17 protein-coding genes and 2 pseudogenes are annotated in these 18,597 nt (G+C 32.8%); 15 read left to right on the top strand and 4 right to left on the bottom strand.

The genetic code is table 11. The features are described from left to right. Positions 1-11 precede the first annotated feature (11 nt). The 6 genes from CJ239_RS00255 (at position 12) to CJ239_RS00230 (ending at position 5,768) form a co-directional block, all read left to right on the top strand. Positions 12-1,082 carry a hypothetical protein gene (locus tag CJ239_RS00255; protein ID WP_102210137.1) on the top strand — a complete coding sequence of 357 codons (1,071 nt, stop codon included), beginning with the start codon at positions 12-14 and terminating at the stop codon, positions 1,080-1,082. A gap of 3 nt (positions 1,083-1,085) precedes the next feature. Then, complete coding sequence (locus tag CJ239_RS00250; RefSeq protein ID WP_102210136.1) at positions 1,086-1,616, top strand: hypothetical protein; 531 nt, start codon at positions 1,086-1,088, stop codon at positions 1,614-1,616. Positions 1,617-1,680: 64 nt separating this feature from the next. Continuing rightward, positions 1,681-3,270 carry a YcaO-like family protein gene (locus CJ239_RS00245; RefSeq protein WP_257994370.1) on the top strand — a complete coding sequence of 530 codons (1,590 nt, stop codon included), beginning with the start codon at positions 1,681-1,683 and terminating at the stop codon, positions 3,268-3,270. Between the two features lie 6 nt (positions 3,271-3,276). Next, the gene (locus tag CJ239_RS00240; protein ID WP_102210134.1) at positions 3,277-4,191 is read left to right on the top strand and encodes a lantibiotic dehydratase C-terminal domain-containing protein; all 915 of its coding nucleotides are present in this window, start codon (positions 3,277-3,279) and stop codon (positions 4,189-4,191) included. Next, positions 4,192-5,004, top strand: a complete 813-nt coding sequence (locus CJ239_RS00235) for a SagB/ThcOx family dehydrogenase (RefSeq protein WP_102210133.1) — start codon at positions 4,192-4,194, stop codon at positions 5,002-5,004. It abuts the gene before it with no gap. 17 nt (positions 5,005-5,021) lie between these two features. After that, a complete protein-coding gene (locus CJ239_RS00230; protein ID WP_102210132.1) occupies positions 5,022-5,768 on the top strand; it encodes a hypothetical protein in 747 nt (248 codons plus the stop codon). Between the two features lie 224 nt (positions 5,769-5,992). Here the strand turns inward: CJ239_RS00230 and tnpA are convergent. The 3 genes and pseudogenes from tnpA to CJ239_RS12335 form a co-directional block, all read right to left on the bottom strand. Continuing rightward, positions 5,993-6,456 (bottom strand): annotated as a pseudogene (gene tnpA / locus CJ239_RS00220) (IS200/IS605 family transposase). Positions 6,457-6,824: 368 nt separating this feature from the next. Then, positions 6,825-7,007 (bottom strand): hypothetical protein, encoded by a 183-nt coding sequence (locus CJ239_RS11550; protein WP_142366982.1) that lies wholly within the window; start codon positions 7,005-7,007, stop codon positions 6,825-6,827. Positions 7,008-7,394: 387 nt separating this feature from the next. Next, positions 7,395-8,623 (bottom strand): annotated as a pseudogene (locus tag CJ239_RS12335) (IS110 family transposase). 302 nt (positions 8,624-8,925) lie between these two features. Between CJ239_RS12335 and CJ239_RS00205 the strand changes: the two are divergent. The 5 genes from CJ239_RS00205 (at position 8,926) to CJ239_RS00185 (ending at position 13,975) form a co-directional block, all read left to right on the top strand. Then, positions 8,926-9,657: a response regulator transcription factor gene (locus tag CJ239_RS00205; protein WP_102210130.1), complete on the top strand. Its 732-nt coding sequence runs from the start codon at positions 8,926-8,928 to the stop codon at positions 9,655-9,657. Positions 9,658-9,694: 37 nt separating this feature from the next. Further along, complete coding sequence (locus CJ239_RS00200; protein ID WP_102210129.1) at positions 9,695-11,005, top strand: sensor histidine kinase; 1,311 nt, start codon at positions 9,695-9,697, stop codon at positions 11,003-11,005. 383 nt (positions 11,006-11,388) lie between these two features. After that, entirely contained in the window at positions 11,389-11,748 is a 360-nt protein-coding gene (locus tag CJ239_RS00195; protein WP_084889485.1) for an SAG1252 family conjugative relaxosome accessory protein, read from the top strand. 9 nt (positions 11,749-11,757) lie between these two features. Next, positions 11,758-12,123, top strand: coding sequence for a plasmid mobilization relaxosome protein MobC (mobC, locus tag CJ239_RS00190; protein ID WP_000263039.1), 366 nt, complete (start codon positions 11,758-11,760; stop codon positions 12,121-12,123). After that, entirely contained in the window at positions 12,110-13,975 is a 1,866-nt protein-coding gene (locus tag CJ239_RS00185; protein ID WP_102210128.1) for an SAG1250 family conjugative relaxase, read from the top strand. Before mobC ends, CJ239_RS00185 begins: the two co-directional genes overlap by 14 nt. 44 nt (positions 13,976-14,019) lie before the next feature. Here CJ239_RS00185 and CJ239_RS00180 read toward each other — a convergent pair whose 3' ends face one another. Beyond that, complete coding sequence (locus CJ239_RS00180; protein ID WP_102210127.1) at positions 14,020-14,874, bottom strand: XRE/MutR family transcriptional regulator; 855 nt, start codon at positions 14,872-14,874, stop codon at positions 14,020-14,022. Between the two features lie 79 nt (positions 14,875-14,953). On the opposite strand from CJ239_RS00180, the gene shp3 reads away from it, so the two are divergent. The 4 genes from shp3 (at position 14,954) to CJ239_RS00165 (ending at position 18,581) form a co-directional block, all read left to right on the top strand. After that, positions 14,954-15,025 carry a peptide pheromone SHP3 gene (gene shp3, locus CJ239_RS11545; RefSeq protein WP_001812431.1) on the top strand — a complete coding sequence of 24 codons (72 nt, stop codon included), beginning with the start codon at positions 14,954-14,956 and terminating at the stop codon, positions 15,023-15,025. A gap of 66 nt (positions 15,026-15,091) precedes the next feature. Next, complete coding sequence (locus CJ239_RS00175; RefSeq protein WP_102210126.1) at positions 15,092-18,127, top strand: type 2 lanthipeptide synthetase LanM family protein; 3,036 nt, start codon at positions 15,092-15,094, stop codon at positions 18,125-18,127. Positions 18,128-18,196: 69 nt separating this feature from the next. Next, a complete protein-coding gene (locus CJ239_RS00170; protein ID WP_102210125.1) occupies positions 18,197-18,367 on the top strand; it encodes a lichenicidin alpha family lanthipeptide in 171 nt (56 codons plus the stop codon). A 22-nt stretch (positions 18,368-18,389) separates the two neighbouring features. After that, entirely contained in the window at positions 18,390-18,581 is a 192-nt protein-coding gene (locus tag CJ239_RS00165; RefSeq protein WP_102210124.1) for a class II lanthipeptide, LchA2/BrtA2 family, read from the top strand. The last annotated feature ends 16 nt before the right edge of the window (positions 18,582-18,597 follow it).

The following is an 18,597-nucleotide window of genomic DNA, read 5'->3' as shown; positions in this document are numbered from 1 at the left end:
AGGAGGAAAACGTGGAATATAAATTATCAGTATTTATCAACAATTTGGCTTTTTCAAAAATGTTAATCAGTAAAATATATTCTTTGCTAAATGAGAAAAGCATGAGCAATGTTTGGATAAAGAAATCTATTCACAGAGGGCATCATATTGAATTATATAGTCAGAATCTAGCAGCTTTGAAGGAACTAGAGAGTTTCTTAGCTGGAGCATTGGAAAATTATACACCTGTTAATATTGAAGAATCGAAATTGAAGAAACAAATTATGACTGTTTCAAGTGTTGAAAATACGGAAGCTAAATTAGATATACAGCCAGATGGAACACTATTACTAGAAGAAATTGAGGCAGCTACAGAAGAAAGTAGTCTGAGTTCTTTAGAAACAGAATTAGCTGTTGAAAGGAAGAAAATGGAGCTGATTCTCTATCTAGAAAAAATTGGCTTTTTCAATAAAAGTGAAAGCCAACAAAATATTCTATTGACAAAACTATTTCTGAATTTAGGACTGCTCTTTAATAATAATTTAAAAATGGGCTATCTATCAATGAAGTCCAACATTCTATTCTTTAATTTACAACTTAAAAACTTAAAGGATACAATGTCGCAAGAAAACTATGAACGTTATTACCAGTTAGTTAACTCCCTATCTTCAGACGAACAAAAGTTCATTCATGAAAAAATTGAAACCTTTCTAGCAGAAAACGAAGAATCTTATTTTAAAATATTTGTCGAAAAGCTTTACAAATTTTTCACCGATGAGTTGAAAAAGGGACACTTGTATTACCAAAACATGAGTGATGCAGAGAGCTTCCTTCAACAGGCGCGTGAGAGGGGGCAGTTAACAGAGTTCCATAAGAATTTCTTTACTAATCAAGAATTTTTATCACAACATTCATCACTTCCCTTTGTACTTTATCGATATACAGTTGATGTCCTATATCAGGTTATGCCGCTACTAAACGTAAATCCGCTACGCAAACAAAAAATTACGAAAATGGTTTGTGACAAAGTTGAGACAGGTTACGGCATTACTTGGGAAGACAGTTATGCCATGATACAAGAACTTTTTAAGAAGAAGGTATAGTAAATGCATATTCTAGTTGAAAATGGAGAAAAATATTTTTTCGATGGCACTCATTATAGAAAATTTGCCTCAAAAAATGCGGAAGTAAAACCACATAAAACAAATAATCAAAATCTCATCTATTCAGTGAAATCTCAAAATGTAAAATTTCCATCACTTCATTTTGAGCTAGTGAATGTAGAAAACCTTGTTGAGATTCCTACATTAGATAAAAATGACTGTAAAAAAATAGTTGAATTCTTTGCCCAAAACATGTCAAAAATTTTTGATCACGTAATGGCAGTTAGTCAAGAGTTAAATCAAATTGAAACTTCTACTTTTTCAGATGGGATTGATTCAACAAGCGGTAAATCAATAATAAAAGTATTAGCTGCTCAACTATTATGCTCCTATTTGAGAAAGCGAGGGATGAAAGTGCTAGTTAATTTTGAACAGCCTCCTGAAAGAAAAGGAATGTACGTAAAATTGAATTTTCTCAAAGGGAAAGACATTTATTGTGAGGTAGTACATGAAAACGAAATTAATTACCAATGATTCATTTTTTGATGAGAACCATTTGCAGATTTTGGAAGGTGGAAGGAAGTACGCTATCTTGGTGGTGGACCGTATCTTTTTCTTCACAAAGGAAGAGGGGTTTCTTGAGGACTTTTTATACACTATTACTTTATATCAAGAGGCTAAAACAAAAAATTTACTGACCAGTATGTTTTCAGCAAAATATCAGAATAGTGAATCAGCAAAAAACTCGGCAAAAGCTCTCCTAGACCAACTTGTTTTTAAGACAGGACAGGTTGGGACATTGGATTTAGAACAACAACAAGCATCTTATTTTCATATTAAAAAGAGGAGAAGTGCTCATACAAGAAGTCAGTTAGGATTTAATCAGCTATTGGCAAAAAAAAATATTGAGAGGTCAACTGGCTTTCGAGCAAAAACTATTGGAGAGTTATCCAAGAATGCACAATGTTTTTTGGATACAACAGTGGCCTATCGTAAATTCTTTGATTTGGATTCAGATTATTTTCCAGGTGTAGGGATTGAATATGCTGTAACAGATAAATATATAGAGTGTGGTTATGGTCGTTCTTCATCATTTCAAGATTCGACCAACATTGCTCAGTTAGAAGCCATTGAGAGATACTCCTCCCTGTATTATCCATACAAAACTAAGGATATATATGGGAAGTTTTCAGATTTACCAGATGCTGTCCATCCTGAGAAATTCATACTACCTTCCTCTGATAAAAATCCATTTATGCCTTATCGAAATAATTTGGAAATCTATTGGACAGAGGCAGAGTCTTTGAAAAAGAAGAAAACGGTATTGATTCCTGAACAATTAGCAGTATATGGCGATTCTTTCTTTAGAGATAAAAAGAAGCAACATCGCTTTATTTATGATAGTTCAAATGGTGTTGCTTTAGGAGGAACCTTTGAGGAAGCGATTCTGTATGGGATTTTGGAACTAATTGAGAGAGATAACTTTTTAACAACTTGGTATGGACGAATCCCAGTCGAAGAGGTAACAATAGAATCTCTGGGCTTGTCTGAGGATACTCTGAAGGCAATTCGTCGTGCCCAACAAGATGGCTTTGATGTCAGAGTTTTTGATATTTCAATGGAGTTAGGCGTTCCTTCCTTTTGGGCTTTGGTAAGAAGTTTGAAAGACCATAAGATGTATGCCTACACAGCAGCGGGAAGTAATCCTCTCCCCCACAAGGCAGCAGAATCAGCACTGTTAGAGGCGTTAGTTGGAATTAAAATTCACGATAATATCAATGCCGAATTTGGAATGAAGGTTCCTACCGAAGTTACTGAAATGGAAGATCATGTGAACTACTATTCTACTAATCAGCACAAAGCAGCATTCGATTTTTTAAAGGGATCTCATGTAACCGACTTATCACCACAAAAATATATTCAAGAAAATAATACAAAGTCATACTTGCGAGTATTGATTCAACGAGTACTAAAAAAATATGAAGATATTTACGTGGTCAATTTGACTTCAAAAGAAATGGAAGAACTTGGCCTCTATACTGTGAAAGTAATTGTGCCAGGGTTACTCCCTATAACTTTTGGAGTACAAAATGAACGGGTTTCTGTGAGTCGTATCAATCAAGAAAGGAATAGGAGAGGTCTTGAGGAAGTGAGACTAGTCAGCCCATATCCCCATCCCTTCCCATAACAAAACATGAAAGAAATTGAAAAGTGGTTATCCTACCATATTTTTTGTCATAATCTGATGCACCACGACAGTATTATCTGCACTCTAAATAATTGGGCATCCAAAGAAGGGATTACATGCTTTTTCTTCATTCGCTATTGGGAAGGTGGACCCCATATTCGTTTTCGGATAAAGACTGCAGAATCTTCTAATAAAGATTATTATCAAATCCTATCGGATTTATTAGACTCAGAACTCTCTAGTTCTAATGTAAATGTAACATTAACAAAAGAGCAATACTATAAGGGACATAAGTTAGATGGGGAAAAAATTCCGTTGAAAAATTTGCCTTGGTATAACAATAATTCTATTGTCTCAATACCGTATGTTCGAGAAAATGAGCGATACGGAGGCTATGAGGTAATAGAGAAAGCAGAGTCTGTTTTCTATCATTCTAGCCAATTAGTATCTACTATGTTGGAAGGTTGTATGAATTGTCACGTGATGATTCGAATACTTTTTTACATCCATACTTATGAGCAAGTAAAGACAGCTATTACAGATAAGAAAATTGATTTTGACTTTGAACAATTTTATGCTAATTGTTTCTCTTATTGGAACAAATTGTATGACTTGAAGAATGAAAGTTATATTGCGGACATTATCACTTCCATAGAACATTCATTTGAAGTGAAAGAAGAAAAAATTAAGACAGTCTTCTCATTAATTAATCCAGAAATGAGGGATTCATTTATTACAAATTTAATTGAATATTTGGAGGAAGTCTATCAACTTAGAGGCAAGAAAATGATGCGGTCAGTTCTCTTTTCTCAGATGCACATGTTTGCAAACCGCCTTGGCATCCCTATTGAATATGAATGTGCCATCTATGGATACTATCACACGAAAACATCAACGGCAACTTCCCGGAAAGGAGTATAAATGAAAAAAGTATTGTTAAATGAAGAAATGTATTACACTCCTAATTTTGATTATGAGCAATTAAAAAATCGTCGAAAGAAATTTGCGACTAATCGTATTAATTGGTTTATGAACAATAGTCCAAAACAAGATTATCAATTTCCAAAAGATAATATTACAAACTTTGATAATAGGAAACAATATGATTACTACCAAGAAGATGTTAAAGAGGATCCAATTCGAAAATTATTTGAGAATCGACGGTCAACCCTTTTAAACTCTTTTGAGGGGAAATGGAATCGCGAAGAATTATTTGAGCTATTGACAATCGCTGTCGGCCCAAATCCACGAAAAAGGGTATATCATGGGGAGGATTTAATCCTAAGAAATTATCCTTCAGGAGGTGCGCTATTTCCAGTAAAACTCTATATTTTTGTCAAAGATGTTGAGGGAGTTGAAACAGGAGTTTATTACATCAGTCCTCAGTTGAAAAAATTAGTCAAAGTAGAAAATAAAAAAGAGATGATATGGGATAATCTCTTCCCGATGACTCTTTACAAACTAGATGCACTTAGTAACTCAACAGAAAAACTTAGTTTTGCTGTATTCATGGTAGTTGACTTTAAGGAATCATTTAAAAAATACGGTGAGTTGTCTGAGCGTTTAGCCTTCTTCGAAGCAGGACATGTCGGACAAAATCTGCAACTTGTTTCTAGCCATCTCAATAAAAAGTCACTTCCCGTTTGTGGTCTCTTTCCTGAAGAGGTTGAAAAACAAATTGGAATTCAAAACAGTGACACGGAATATTGTATCTATGGAATATTATTTGGATAAAAGGAAGGATAGAAAATATGCTTTTAAACCCATTTTTAACAGTCAACCAGAAGCAAGACACTTATTACTTTTCAGAGAAATACGCGAAAACACAAAAACCATTTCTCACTTTGAAAACTCCAAAAAAATTAGATGAATTATTAAGTGATTATCAGTTTAATAAAAAAATTAGCCAGCATCTCCAATATTCATTTGCTATTTCAGATGACAAAAGAGAATTTTTCTCCATGTTAGAGGAAAATGTAGCACTTTGCTCTACGTTGGTAAATAAAACGATGTTGGCCAAATTCTTAATGTTAAGATTACATGGTGCAACAATTGAACTACAAAACTACAGCCAGTTAAATTTAGAAGACTTAAAAAATATGCTTGAAGTACATTTTGGAACTGAAAGTGAAGTTATTGTTATAATTCATGATAAAAATAGTCGTCTTGAAGAAATTAAACCACTAACTAAGCGTCGTCTGGTTCTTCTCTTTGAAGTTTTTGAAGGAGGATTATCAGGAGTTGGACCTTTTATTGAAATGGATGCTGATACCTCAGAATTAGATTACTTTCTGGAAGACAAAGTGGTAGAAAAAAAAATTAAGAAAACAGAGGAGTACTGGAATCGGTCAATCGAAGAAGTTGTATTAGATACCACGCTATCAGCTATTACAGATTATTTTTCTGATTATATTACAGCATCTTCTGCATTCATGTATCGTAAAGTAATAATAGGCCAAGGTGAACTTTGCCTCTGTGAAAATTATTTTCGCAATTAAATTGTTAAAAATATAATGATTGAGCTTAAGATAAAAAATTTTTAGTTAATAAAATCTAAACTATACCAACCAGACAGATATAATCATGACCACCCGTCAAACGGGTGGTTTGTACCAGGGCTATAAGCCCAAATTACCAGCCAGCGCCTAAAGACGCTGGCTTTCACTTTGTTCAAGCCTTATTGCTCTTGACTCGTCACTTGCCTCTCAAAGAGGCTTTAGTATTACTTACCACTATCCCTAAAGGGATCCTCATATTCTTCCATACTCGTGAAGAAATCATCCACTGGATAATTTCTTTAATCTTGACTATATTTCTTAATTATGGCTTCATTAAGTCCTACTGTACTTACATAATAACCTTCCGCCCAGAAATGCCGATTCCCAAACTTGTACTTGAGATTGGCGTGTTTGTCAAACATCATGAGTGCACTTTTACCTTTTAAATAACCCATGAAACTCGAAACGCTTATCCTTGGTGGAATACTTACTAACATATGTACATGATCTGGCATTAAGTGACCCTCGATAATTTCAACTCCTTTATAACTACACAAGCGATGAAATATTTCGCCTAAACTACTTCGATATTGATTATAGATTACTTTTCGTCTATACTTAGGGGTGAACACAATGTGATAGAACACATCCACTTTGTGTGTGATAAACTATGTGCCTTTTGTGCCATATTTTTCTCCTTTCGCTTTACAATTGGCTTGAACACCTTTATTGTATTGCGTTTGGAGTTTTTTTGGGTATAACCTTCGACGCGCACCCGCATAGCGGGTGGTTTTTTTGTCTCGCACCTAACGGAGCGAGACGGATTGAAAGTCACATAATAACGAACAACAGCAGCCTAATTTAAAGACTACTGTTGTTCATTTTTGTTTTAGGCATCAGAATTTTGTGGCTCTTTGCATGTAGTTTTTACCATTTATGAGTAAGAACGAATTCATCCTTGACATCTTGTTGTCAGTGCATTTTTAAATAAGAAATAAACAAACTAAGACACAAGAATTAATTTTCTTTATGCTTAGATTGGGAGGTTCTTCTGAGTTACTGTAGAAACGTATCAATGTAGTCTTTTACCATTTTTAAAAGATAAGTATAACTGTAGTTGGCAGATAGGTTAATGATCCCGAGGAGTTCCAAGTGATTTTTAAAGAGATAATGGTAATCAACTTCTGAAGTTAAGAGTACAACTTGTGCAGTTGTTTCTTTTTTTCTTATATGCTTCACCGTTGTTTTATAATTACTTTTCTTTAAAATTATGATAAAATATAAGCTGGAGAAATTCCGTGAAATCTTTATTGTATTAAAGAGGATATTTATCTTGCAATTAATCTTCTTTTGTTTACAGTATTGTTTTATTGCCAGAAATACCCTCAGCGACATTATTAGTTGTTGAATTGATTTTAGCATATCTTCCTTCTTTTATATGTGAATACTTCTATTATAGTTTTTTAAGTTGAGAAATTTTATTTTTATCAGAAACAGTTTTTATATTGTCATTATCAGTCTATATTTTTAGCTAGGAGAAAGTTTGAAAAACAAGAACTAATTGATTTATTGTTTTCCCTAATTTTGAGCACACTAAAGAGAGGACTTGAAACCTGATTTTTGAAATTAATCAACATTGAATCCGTGTTGTTGTGCAAAACGAATAGCGTCTTGAATAGACATTGTTTTGTCAGGATTTCGTATTTCGGTTAGTCCTTGTAGAAGAGGATTGTAATGTTCTTGTTTTGAGAGTACTTGGTAAATAGAAACGAGTAATCTGCGACAAATAGCGATAATTGCTTTTCGCTGTCCACGGCACTTCTTGAGTTTGAAATATTTATTTCTAAATTCAGGATATTTCTCTTACTTGACGATAGCGTTGGCGATTTGAACAAGGAAGGGGTTGAGGTATCTCCCGCCTTTGGAAATACAAGTTGAATATTTCTTTCCAGCACTTTCATTGTTGGCAAGAACTAGCTCAGCCCAAGAACAGAGTTTACCAGCTGAATCAAAGACAGTCATATCGGCACCAGTTTCTGAGATGACTTGAAGGGCAGAGAGTTCCTCTTTGAAACCAGGAACGGTTTGGATATGTTTAACCTCTTGGCTATATTCAGCCCCTAGTTCCCGAATCATCTGTTCTAAATCCTTTTTACAGATATCGAGTGCATCGTAATGAGCTTTGATAACTCTGGTTTTCTCCGCTTGTTGGGGAGTCAGTTCACAGTCACTAGCGATTTCTAAGTTTTGCACTTTAGCCTCCATTCTCTTATGAATCATCTGTTCAATATCTGGCTTCTCTTCAGGGTTGTCAAGGATGCTCTTGATAATAGCTTGAGCACTTTTCCGAAGACATCGGAAATAACACTTGCAATCTGGAGATTAGACCAAGTGAGGCAGTTTTGGTAACGGTTCTTCTCACTGACTTGAAGTTGAGTCAACTTCAAGCGATAGCGAAAGAGGTCACGGAGTTGTCTGATTTTAAGAGGTGGAATAAAGCTAGCAGCGACTGAATCATGCTTGAAGAGGTCAGCTATCCACTGAGCATCCTTCTTGTCGGTCTTCTTACCCCGAATAGCCTTGACATACTTTGGGTGAGCCAAGCAGATATTGCAGGATTTTTCGAGGATATTGAAAACAGGAGTCCAGTATTTACCAGTTGATTCCACACAGATATCAAAGCAGGAATAGTATTCCAACTGATCGCGTAGCTGAATGAGACTATTGGTAAAGGTTGAGAACCGTTTCCGGTAGTACTCAGTGATTCCTTGCTTGGTGGTGATGGCAATAACCGCTACGACAAAGGTTTTATGGATATCAATACCACAACAATTAGGATAAGCAATTTTTAATATAGGAGGTAACTCCTTTCTCAAAAGTCGAGAAGTTCCTATCTCTTGACTATTCTTCCTTTTCACAAACGAGTTGCTTATCAAATTATAAGATTCCGTGCTCTTAGTCATAGTTAGTTGTGCTTGATAGGAAGAATCACACCTATAAGAATGCGAGGTAGTGGTGTACCACTCACTTATTTACCTCCCCGTGAGTTGTAGTAGTGATAGGTCTTCTCACTTATATTATAGACCAAAACAAAAAGTACAGCACCTTTTCATTTAGTGTTGTGCCTTGAGTGAAACGAAAGGAATGAATTATAAGAATGATTAGCATTTTTGTTTTAGAGGATGAATTTTTACAGCAATCACGTATGGAAAAAATTATATCAGAGATTGTATTGAGACGTTCTTGGAAATTTAAAGGACCTGAAATTTTTGGGAAACCTTCTCAACTGATAGATGCAATTGTTGAACGTGGCTCTCATCAGCTTTTTTTTCTCGATATTGAAATAAAAGGAGAAGAGAAAAAAGGATTAGATATTGCTAGACAAATTCGTGATAAGGATCCTCATGCTACGATTGTATTTGTTACAACGCATTCAGAATTTATGCCTGTAACTTTTAAATATAAAGTAGCTGCTTTGGACTTTATCGATAAAGCTCTAGAAAATGCTCAATTTGTTGAACGGATTGAATCCGCTATTGAATATACCTTGGAGAAAGTAGGTATGTCTGTTGCTCAGAATGCTTTTAAGTTTGAAACATCATTATCACAAGTCCAAGTTCCTTTTAATAAGATACTGTATTTTGAGACTTCACCGACAGTTCATAAAGTTATTTTACATACCATTGATGAGCGCCTAGAGTTTTATGCAAGCATCTCAGAAATTGAAAAGGCAGATGAGCGACTTTATCGCTGTCATAAATCTTTCGTTGTTAATCCAGGTAATATTGAAAAATTAGATAAAGAGCAGAAGATTGTTTATTTTAATGGTGGTGAAAACTGTTTTGTGTCTCGTGCGAAAATGAAAGGTTTGAAAGAACGGATTCAGTAGCCAATAGGCAAATGGGATAGAATATGAAGGAGAACTAATGGAACAACTATTTGAAAATTTGAATTTTTTTGCCCACATTGTTGTAATATTACTGTTGTATCAACAAATTAGCAGAAATAAGTTTCAGTGGTATTGGTTTGTTATTATACCTGTAGTCTTCAGGGGACTCTTCCTTGTTATTCCACCGATTGCATATATTACATATTTTTTTTATCTACCTATCTATTCTCTTTATTTAAACAAATATGGCATAAGGTTATTAGATATTTTTTTTGGTTTTTATCCTACTGTGGTGGAAAGCCTCTTTGGTCGTGTGCTAGCTTTTTATTTGTTTCCTATACTTGGATTCGACCAAACAATTATCCATACTGACGGAAGGATAAATTTGTTAATTGAGATTTTAATTTTCCCGTTATATTTCTATTTAACTAAGTCAGTAAAAATTAATTTTGATAACTTAAAAAGAGGGGCTAAAAAAAATTTTTTGAATCGCTATTTTGTTTTGATGAATTTATCTATGATTGTCTATTTGTTCACACTTCAGTTTCTAGTAATTGGAGAAGAGTTTATCCCAAATGCATTGGAGCACCGTGAACACTTAGTAGGAATTTATGTTGTTATATTCTTTGTTATGCTCATTTATTTGAATTCAACATTGACAGAGAAATTAGAAGAAGAGTTGCTATATCAAAAAGATAAACAACTCGAGGAATTGTTATTGTATAGTCAACATATTGAATCTCTCTATAATGAGATTAGAAGTTTTAGACATGATTACATCAATGTTCTAACTAGTATACAATACGGAATTGAAATGAAAGATATCGATGCTATTCAGGAAGTTTATGAAAATATTTTGGCCAAAACAAAGAATAAAATTTCTGATAGTCAGTATGATTTTGCCAATCTATCTAATATTAGTAATCCAGCAATTAAAAGTGTTATTTCTGCCAAATTACTAGAGGCACAAAGTAAAGGTATTGAACTTCATATCGAAGTTGAGGGAAAACTCCATCTAGCGAATATGGATACATTAGATTTTATTATCATCTTATCTATCCTTTTGGATAACGCTATTGAAGCAACGGAATTATCAGTTAAACCGTCCTTGATTTTGGCCATATTTGAAGAAAAGGATACGGAATTTATTATTGTTGAAAATTCTATAGTACAAGACAAAGTTGAGATTTCTAATATCTTTAATCATGGATTCTCTTCTAAGGGAGAAGGGAGAGGGATTGGCTTAGCAAATGTTCATAGTATTTTAGATAAATATCCTTCAGCTTCGATTAAGACAAAAAGTCGAAACTATTCCTTTAAACAAGTTATTGAAATCAGAAGAGTTTGAGATAGAAATTGCAAGTGAGCTGGATATTGGATTTTAGGATTATTTTTTAAACTGCTTTAAGAGTCGAAAGGCTCTTTTTTCATACTCTTATTCCCTTGTGATAACTTCTCCAAGTTTCTTCCGATATACTTTTCTCAACTTGTAAAAATCTATGTTAGATTTTCTCTGGGGATTTGGGGGCGAAGCCACCAAGTTATCTTATCGTTGGCTGTCAAAACTGGAAGGTTTTGGTCGGTTGGCGATATGATTTTTGGGATATTGTGGACACAATATCTGAGCTCGCAAATACCGAACAAGAAGCGAGTGAGGTCTTTAGGAAGCGTACTGACAATGTGAGGTAGACTTACACTGTCAGACAAGTAGAATGTTGAAAGGATATCAGAATGGGACAAGAAATTAAGTCAATCCGAAAGCAATTTAGAATTACGAGACAAGAAGAAAAACAGATAAAAGAAATGATGAGGGAACAAAAAGTGGATAGTTTCTCAGAATTTCTTCGTCAAAATTTATTGAAAAAGAATTATCAGGATAGAATTTTTGAAAGTTGGTTCTCCCTTTGGCAGTCTCAAAAGTTTGAACAGATTAGTCGAGATGTGTATGAAGTTCTGGTTGTCGCAAGAGAAAATCATCAAGTGACTCAAGAGCACGTCTCAATCTTATTGACTTGCGTTCAAGAATTGATTGCAGAAGTGAATCAAGTGCAGCCACTCAGTCGTGAGTTCCGTGAAAAATATATTGGTTAGGAGAATGTAATGGTTTATCGCTATCGTACCAATCTTAAAAAAGTATTTCTAACTGATCCAGAATTACATCAATTGAATGAACGGATTGCTAAGAGCAATTGTCAAAATTTCTCAGTCTATGCCAGAAAAGTTTTGCTTAATCCCAATATGTCATTTGTCACGATTAACACTGATACTTATGACCAGTTAGTTTTTGAATTGAGACGGATTGGAAATAACATCAATCAAATTGCGCGTGCGATTAATCAAAGCCATCTGATTTCTCAGGACCAATTACAAGAATTGAGTAAAGGAGTAGGAGAGTTAATTAAGGAAGTGGACAAAGAATTTCAAGTGGAGGTGAAAAGACTGAAGGAGTTTCATGGTAGTTACTAAACACTTTGCGACTCACGGAAAAAAATATCGTAGGCGTTTAATTAAGTATATTCTTAACCCTGATAAAACGGACAATTTGAAATTGGTATCTGATTTTGGCATGAGCAATTACTTGGACTTCCCTAGTCATGCAGAAATGGTAGAGATGTACAATGTCAACTTCACCAATAATGACAAGTTGTACGAATCCAGAAACGACCGACAAGAAAAACACCAACAAACTATTCATGCTCATCACCTCATTCAATCATTTTCTCCTGAAGATAATCTGACACCTGAAGAAATTAACCGCATTGGTTATGAGACCATGATGGAATTGACAGGAGGTCGTTTTAAGTTTATCGTAGCAACTCACACAGACAAAGATTATGTTCATAATCACATCCTAATCAATGCTATTGACCGCAATTCAGATAAAAAGTTGATATGGAACTATGCCTTGGAACGAAACCTCCGTATGATTTCAGACCGTATTTCTAAAATGGCTGGTGCAAAAATTATTGAGAAACGTTATTCCTATCGAGATTATAAAAAATATAAGGAATCTAGTCATAAATTTGAATTGAAACAACGTCTTTATTTTTTGCTTCAGCAATCTAAATCATTTGATGATTTTTTAGAGAAAGCAAAGCAGTTGCATGTTCAGATTGATTTTAGTCAAAAGCATAGCCGTTTTTTGATGACAGATAGAACGATGGTAAAACCAATTCGAGGTCGCCAACTTAGTAAACGAGATTTATATGATGAAGACTTTTTTAAAACATATTTTGCCAAACAAGAGATTGAAAGTCGTTTAAAATTTTTACTAAAGTCTGTTTATTCATTAGAAGAATTGCATGTAAAGGCTAAAGAGTTGAATCTAACCATCGAGTTAAAACAGAAAAATGTGATGTTTACCCTAGAAGAAGATGGCAAAAAGATAAGCCTGAGTCATAAAAAAATTAGCGATAAGAAATTGTACGATGTTCAATTTTTTAATCGTTATTTTGAAGATAGAGAAGTTAGAGATATTCAAGCATTAGAAAATCTTCAGGAAGATTTTCAGACTTTTCGAGAGGAGCAGCATAAGGAGAAAGTCTCCACTGAAGAAATCGAGGAAGCCTTCAAGAAATACAAGGAAAAACGAGATGCTATCCATGAGTTTGAGATTGAACTTACGGATAATCAGATAGAGAAGTTGGTTGATGATGGTGTCTATATCCAGGTTTCGTTTGGTATCAAACAGAGTGGACTCATCTTTATTCCTAACTACCAGCCAGATATTTTTGAGGAAGACAATCATAAAAAATATAAAGTCTACATTCGAGAAACGTCTTCTTACTTTGTCTATAATAAAGAAAACATGGATAATAATTGTTTCATCAAGGGTAGGACCTTAATCAGACAATTGAGCAACGATAGCCAAAAACTCCCCTATAGACGACCAACTTTAAAAAGTCTTCAAGAGAAGATTTCTGAAATTAATCTTATGATTGAACTATCTAACACGAACAAACAATACCAAGAAATCAAAGATGAGCTTGTATTAGAAATTGCAGAGATTGATATGCAGCTAGAAGAAACCCAAGAAAAAATCGCCACCTTAAACAAGATGGCGGAAGTCCTTATCAATTTGAAGAGTGAAGATCATGAGACTAGAAAATTAGCTAAGTATGATTTTGCCCAAATGAACATGACGGAATCAATAATGTTAGATCGACTCAATACAGAAATTTTAAAATTACAACAGGAACTTGGTAATGAAATTAATAAATATGAGGAGATAGCTAGAAGATTGGATTTGTTTGTGAAAATTATTAATACCAATAAATTTACAGTTCTAAAATTTCACGAGAATGCCTTACTAGAATAATATTATTTACGACTAATTCGTTAAAAGATAGAGAATAATTTCATTTATTTTTTGTTTACTAGTTTATTAAAATGGTCAGTATAGTGTAATTTTAACTTATCTTCTCCTAAAATATCGAAGACTTGTATGGCTTGTTTCATTTTTTCAATTCCACTGGTTGATTGGCAACGTTTAAATTCAAAGTAACCAGTTGCATAGAGAAAAACTGTTTGTTCATAAAAGTTTAGTTCATTATCCAACAATGTCTTTATCTTACTAATTAAATAGGAGCAATTAGAAAATTCTTCCTTACCAATGCTTAGAATGAAGCAATTAATAGCAAGCTGAGAGACAATCTGCTTATTAGTTTTATTCAGAGATGAGTAAATATAGTTATTTAACATCTCTTTAGTTAATAAGAAGTAGGAGTTGTAGTTAATTGTGCGTACACAGTTACCTAATAAAATGATTTCATAATAGCCCCATTTTTCAACTTTGAAAAGATAGTCTGTCAGATGAAGAATCTCTTCATCTGATGGAATGATGTTCGAATCCATTGTGTGTAAAATAGATTTTACCATTGTTTTCTCAAAAGAATTTAGAGTGTAATCAGAAGTATCAGAAAGTAGACATGCTATATTATTGATACTTTGTGATGAATATTGCTTACGAATGTACTGTACTAGATTAGCAAATGATTCGGAACTGGTATAGTCGTCATTGTGTAAAACAAGGAACTCATCCAAAGTAATATGTAATTTGTCTAAAATATTGATTAGTCGAATACAAGATATCTCTGACTCCCCACGTTCAAAACGAGATATTTGTGATTTTGAAAGATGTTCATCTGCTACAGAGCATAGACTAATTTGTTTTCCTTTACGAACTTTTCTAAGTGTGATGCCAAGTTTTGATTTCATAATTTCCCATTTTCCCAACAAAAATTAAATCCGTTTTTATTTATTGTACAATAAATAAAAACGGAAAGGAAGTCCAAGTATGAAGAAAATTTCAAAATTTTTACCGATTTTGGTTTTGGTGATGGATATTATCATCATTGTTGGTGGGTAAGATGCTTAGGTGTACACCTAAGTCTTTAGATATCATCTAAAGACTTAGTACTGATTGGAGGATACGATGAAAGATAGTATGATTAATTATTGGTTAAATTATTTTCCGGAGTATAGTTTAGAAACGTTTGAAAAGGAGTTAACAAAGCATTTAGGAGAGAATTATATCGAGAAACTTTTAAATTTCTATAAAGATTACGAGACTGTGGATGTAGACATTATATTTAAGTACGTTAGTTTAAATTTAGAGGTTATTCCAAAACAATTTAAAGAAATAATTGAAGAAAAATATTTATTTTCTTCAATTATTATACCGTTTATTAGCAAATATTTTTCTGAGTTTTCTTATACCATTTCCAGAAATAAGAGCATTGAAGATTCGGATGAATTTTTAACTTACTCTGTATTGGATGTTGCGGATAGAATCAACACTTTGCTGTATCGTTCAATTATTGGAGATATCTCTACTCTAAAAGCTAGAGGCGTTCTTCAGGGAAAAACTTCTGTCAACAGAATGGATTATTACAAGAATAAATATATAAAAGAAGAAAAAAATTTAGTTGATTTCTATGCAAAATTTTCCGAGTTAACACGTTTAACTTCCTGTGTAGTAAAAAACACTTTTGAATTTTATTTAGAAATTATTCAACAATTTCAAGAGCAATATGTGAAAATTCTTGAACTATTTCAGTGTAAAACGGATTCTAAAGTATTGATTTCTAAAATAGAATTGGGAAATGGTGATTCACATAAAAAGAATAAGAGTGTGAGTAAAATTTTTTTATCAAGCGGAAACACTATAATATATAAGCCTCGCTCGCTTAATATTGAAAAATCGTTTGAAAAAATGATGGAATTCTTACGAGATCAAAATGCGATTTTAGATTATAAACTACCTAATATTATTTCAACTGAAAAATATGGATTTTGTGAATATATAGATACAGAAGAATGTATGAATGATTTGGATGTAAAGGGGTTTTATCAAAGAATAGGAGAATTGTTGGGAATACTTTATTCTTTGAATTCTGTAGATTTTCATTATGAAAACATTATTGCGAAAGGAGCTTATCCAGTTCCAATTGATTTAGAAACATTAATCCATCCTCAGATAGTGGATAGAAATAATAATTTATCAGCATTCAAAAAAGCTTCTAAAAAATTTGAAAGCTCAGTAATAACTACAGGGCTTTTACCCATTTTTTTAAAAGGAAATGAAGTTGGTGGTGTTAGTATGAATAGTGAGCAAATATCAACTTTTAAAACTGACTATATCAAGGATACTAACAGCGATAATATTCATATTGAGAGAGAGTATTATGTCATTTCTCCTAAAAACAACAATCCTATTATCAATGGTAAGATTGTAGATGCCAAAGACTATATTTTTGAAATTATAAAAGGATTTCAAGGTATATATAAATGGATTATGAATAATAGAAAGATATATATTGAAAAAATATATGAGCTTTTTAGTAACACAGTTGGAAGATTTATACCAAGGGCTACTTTATACTATTCACAATTGTTAAGGATATCACTAAGCCCAGAATTTACTCAGAAGCATTTTGAGAGAAAGATGTTACTTAGAAGATTATATATAGGAAGCGAAAATTCTGAGACAATGTTGATTGATTCAGAATTTAAAGATTTACTAGAAGCAGATATTCCTTATTTTTCTTTTATTATCGGTGATAATAAAATATTTGATTCTAAAGGGGTAGAAGTAAATGGCGTAAATTTAACCAATTTTAAAGAAGATTTTAACAGTAAGATTTCTACTTTTTGTGATGAAGATTTAAAAGAACAGATTGGCTATATCAAGGATTCTTTTATAAGTAGAAAAAATCAATCTGATAGCAATGACATTAAATTTCAAACATATTATAATAAATTAAAACCAGAATTATGGTTGTCTACTGCTACTAAAATTGGAGATTTGATTATTGATAATTCAATTGAAGGAGTTAATGAGTACGGTCGAAAAGATTTGGCCTGGATTAGTGTAACAATGCAGGGTTTTGAAGAGGATGTTTGGTTACCTTCTGTTTTAACAAATGATTTGTATAGTGGGAATGCAGGAATTTCGTTATTTTTAATCAATTTATGGAACATAACAGGTAAGAAAAGATTTTTAGAGTATGCCAAGAAATCTGTTGAAACCTCAAAGGTATTATTGGGAAATAAGTACATTCACTCTAATCATTTAGTAGGGGCTTTTACAGGTGTAGGAGGGATGATATATTCACTTGCTGAAATTGCTCATCTCACTGGAGATGTAAAAAATAAAAATTTTATTAAAAAATCTATCTTAAGTTTAGATGAACTAATTTTAAGGGATACCTCAAATGATTTAATTAGTGGGAATACAGGGCTATTGGCTGTAATTTTAAAACTTGTTAATTCAGATTCATATTACAACACACCTGATATTAAATATGTTATTTCCAAAATAGTTCAAAAAATATTACATGAATCAAAGTTTGTAGACGGGTTAAGGTTTTGGGAATGTATGCCAAATAGAAATTATGTTGGTTTTTCTCACGGAAATGCAGGTATCCATTCTTATTTATTTAAGGCAATGAAATATTTGGGAGATAGTCGTGCAGAGGAAATTTTGCAAGAATCATTGAACTATGAAAAAAAATGCTTCTCTTCTCATAAAAATGATTGGTATAAATCTAAAGATGAAAAACAAATATCTTATACGTGGTGTCATGGATCACCTGGGATACTTTTAAGTAAATTATTATTGCTTTCTTCAGGATATAATTTTGATAATTTAGATAATGACATTAGACTAAGTATTGAGAACACTAAAGCTTATGGATTTGGGAATAATCCTACATATTGTCACGGTGATTTAGGAAATTTAGAAATATTAAATTATGCTTCTAAACTACTTCATAAAAAGAATCTAAATAATTTATGTACAAATATATATCAGGAACTATTTGATACTGTTCTTGTTAAAGAATGGGATAAAAAAAATTTAAAATCTTCGAATACATACGGTCTAATGGTTGGTTTATCGGGGTGGGGTTACTCCATGTTATCAAATTATACGGATCACTCTTTGAATAACTTTCTATGGTTAGATTGATACGTCTCTTTTTTCAAAAGCATTATTCTGGGCTATATAAATTAAAATTAGTTAGGAGAGAATAGTTAGATGGCACAAAAAGATTTTCACCAAAAAATTAACAGTCAGTTATTAGAAGAAATTAGTGATAACAGTGCAGTTGGAGCGGGATGGGCGCAGCTTAGTTTTATAAGTGAAGCTCTTGGAAATAAAGGTGCAGTTTGCACAGGTACAATTGAATGTCAAAATAATTGTAGATAATAATATTTAGTGGAGAAAAATAATGAATAATAAATTTACAGGAAAAATTAATGAATTAGAACTCGAACAATTAGTTGGAGATAATCAAGTTGTAGGTGGAATAACCCCTACTATTATTGCCGCTACAATTTCTTTTGCGGGTGTTACATTTACCGTAACATTAAATGCTGGTGCATGTCCAACTTCCGGATGTACAAAGAGTTGCAATAAATAATTAAGTAACAACATTT

It is taken from the genome of Streptococcus sp. UMB0029 (assembly GCF_002871495.1).
Classification (GTDB): Bacteria; Bacillota; Bacilli; order Lactobacillales; family Streptococcaceae; genus Streptococcus.
The sequence above is the reverse complement of the archived record's forward strand: the minus strand, read 5'-3'. Positions and strand labels throughout refer to the sequence as shown.

Coding starts and splice junctions, on each gene's coding strand:
- CJ239_RS00175 (WP_102210126.1), top strand. CDS start 15,092: ATGAAAGATAGTATGATTAATTATTGGTTAAATTATTTTCCGGAGTAT.
- CJ239_RS00170 (WP_102210125.1), top strand. CDS start 18,197: ATGGCACAAAAAGATTTTCACCAAAAAATTAACAGTCAGTTATTAGAA.
- CJ239_RS00195 (WP_084889485.1), top strand. CDS start 11,389: ATGGGACAAGAAATTAAGTCAATCCGAAAGCAATTTAGAATTACGAGA.
- CJ239_RS00250 (WP_102210136.1), top strand. CDS start 1,086: ATGCATATTCTAGTTGAAAATGGAGAAAAATATTTTTTCGATGGCACT.
- CJ239_RS00180 (WP_102210127.1), bottom strand. CDS start 14,874: ATGAAATCAAAACTTGGCATCACACTTAGAAAAGTTCGTAAAGGAAAA.
- CJ239_RS00165 (WP_102210124.1), top strand. CDS start 18,390: ATGAATAATAAATTTACAGGAAAAATTAATGAATTAGAACTCGAACAA.
- CJ239_RS00240 (WP_102210134.1), top strand. CDS start 3,277: ATGAAAGAAATTGAAAAGTGGTTATCCTACCATATTTTTTGTCATAAT.
- CJ239_RS00185 (WP_102210128.1), top strand. CDS start 12,110: ATGGTAGTTACTAAACACTTTGCGACTCACGGAAAAAAATATCGTAGG.
- CJ239_RS00235 (WP_102210133.1), top strand. CDS start 4,192: ATGAAAAAAGTATTGTTAAATGAAGAAATGTATTACACTCCTAATTTT.
- CJ239_RS00200 (WP_102210129.1), top strand. CDS start 9,695: ATGGAACAACTATTTGAAAATTTGAATTTTTTTGCCCACATTGTTGTA.
- CJ239_RS00205 (WP_102210130.1), top strand. CDS start 8,926: ATGATTAGCATTTTTGTTTTAGAGGATGAATTTTTACAGCAATCACGT.
- CJ239_RS00230 (WP_102210132.1), top strand. CDS start 5,022: ATGCTTTTAAACCCATTTTTAACAGTCAACCAGAAGCAAGACACTTAT.
- mobC (WP_000263039.1), top strand. CDS start 11,758: ATGGTTTATCGCTATCGTACCAATCTTAAAAAAGTATTTCTAACTGAT.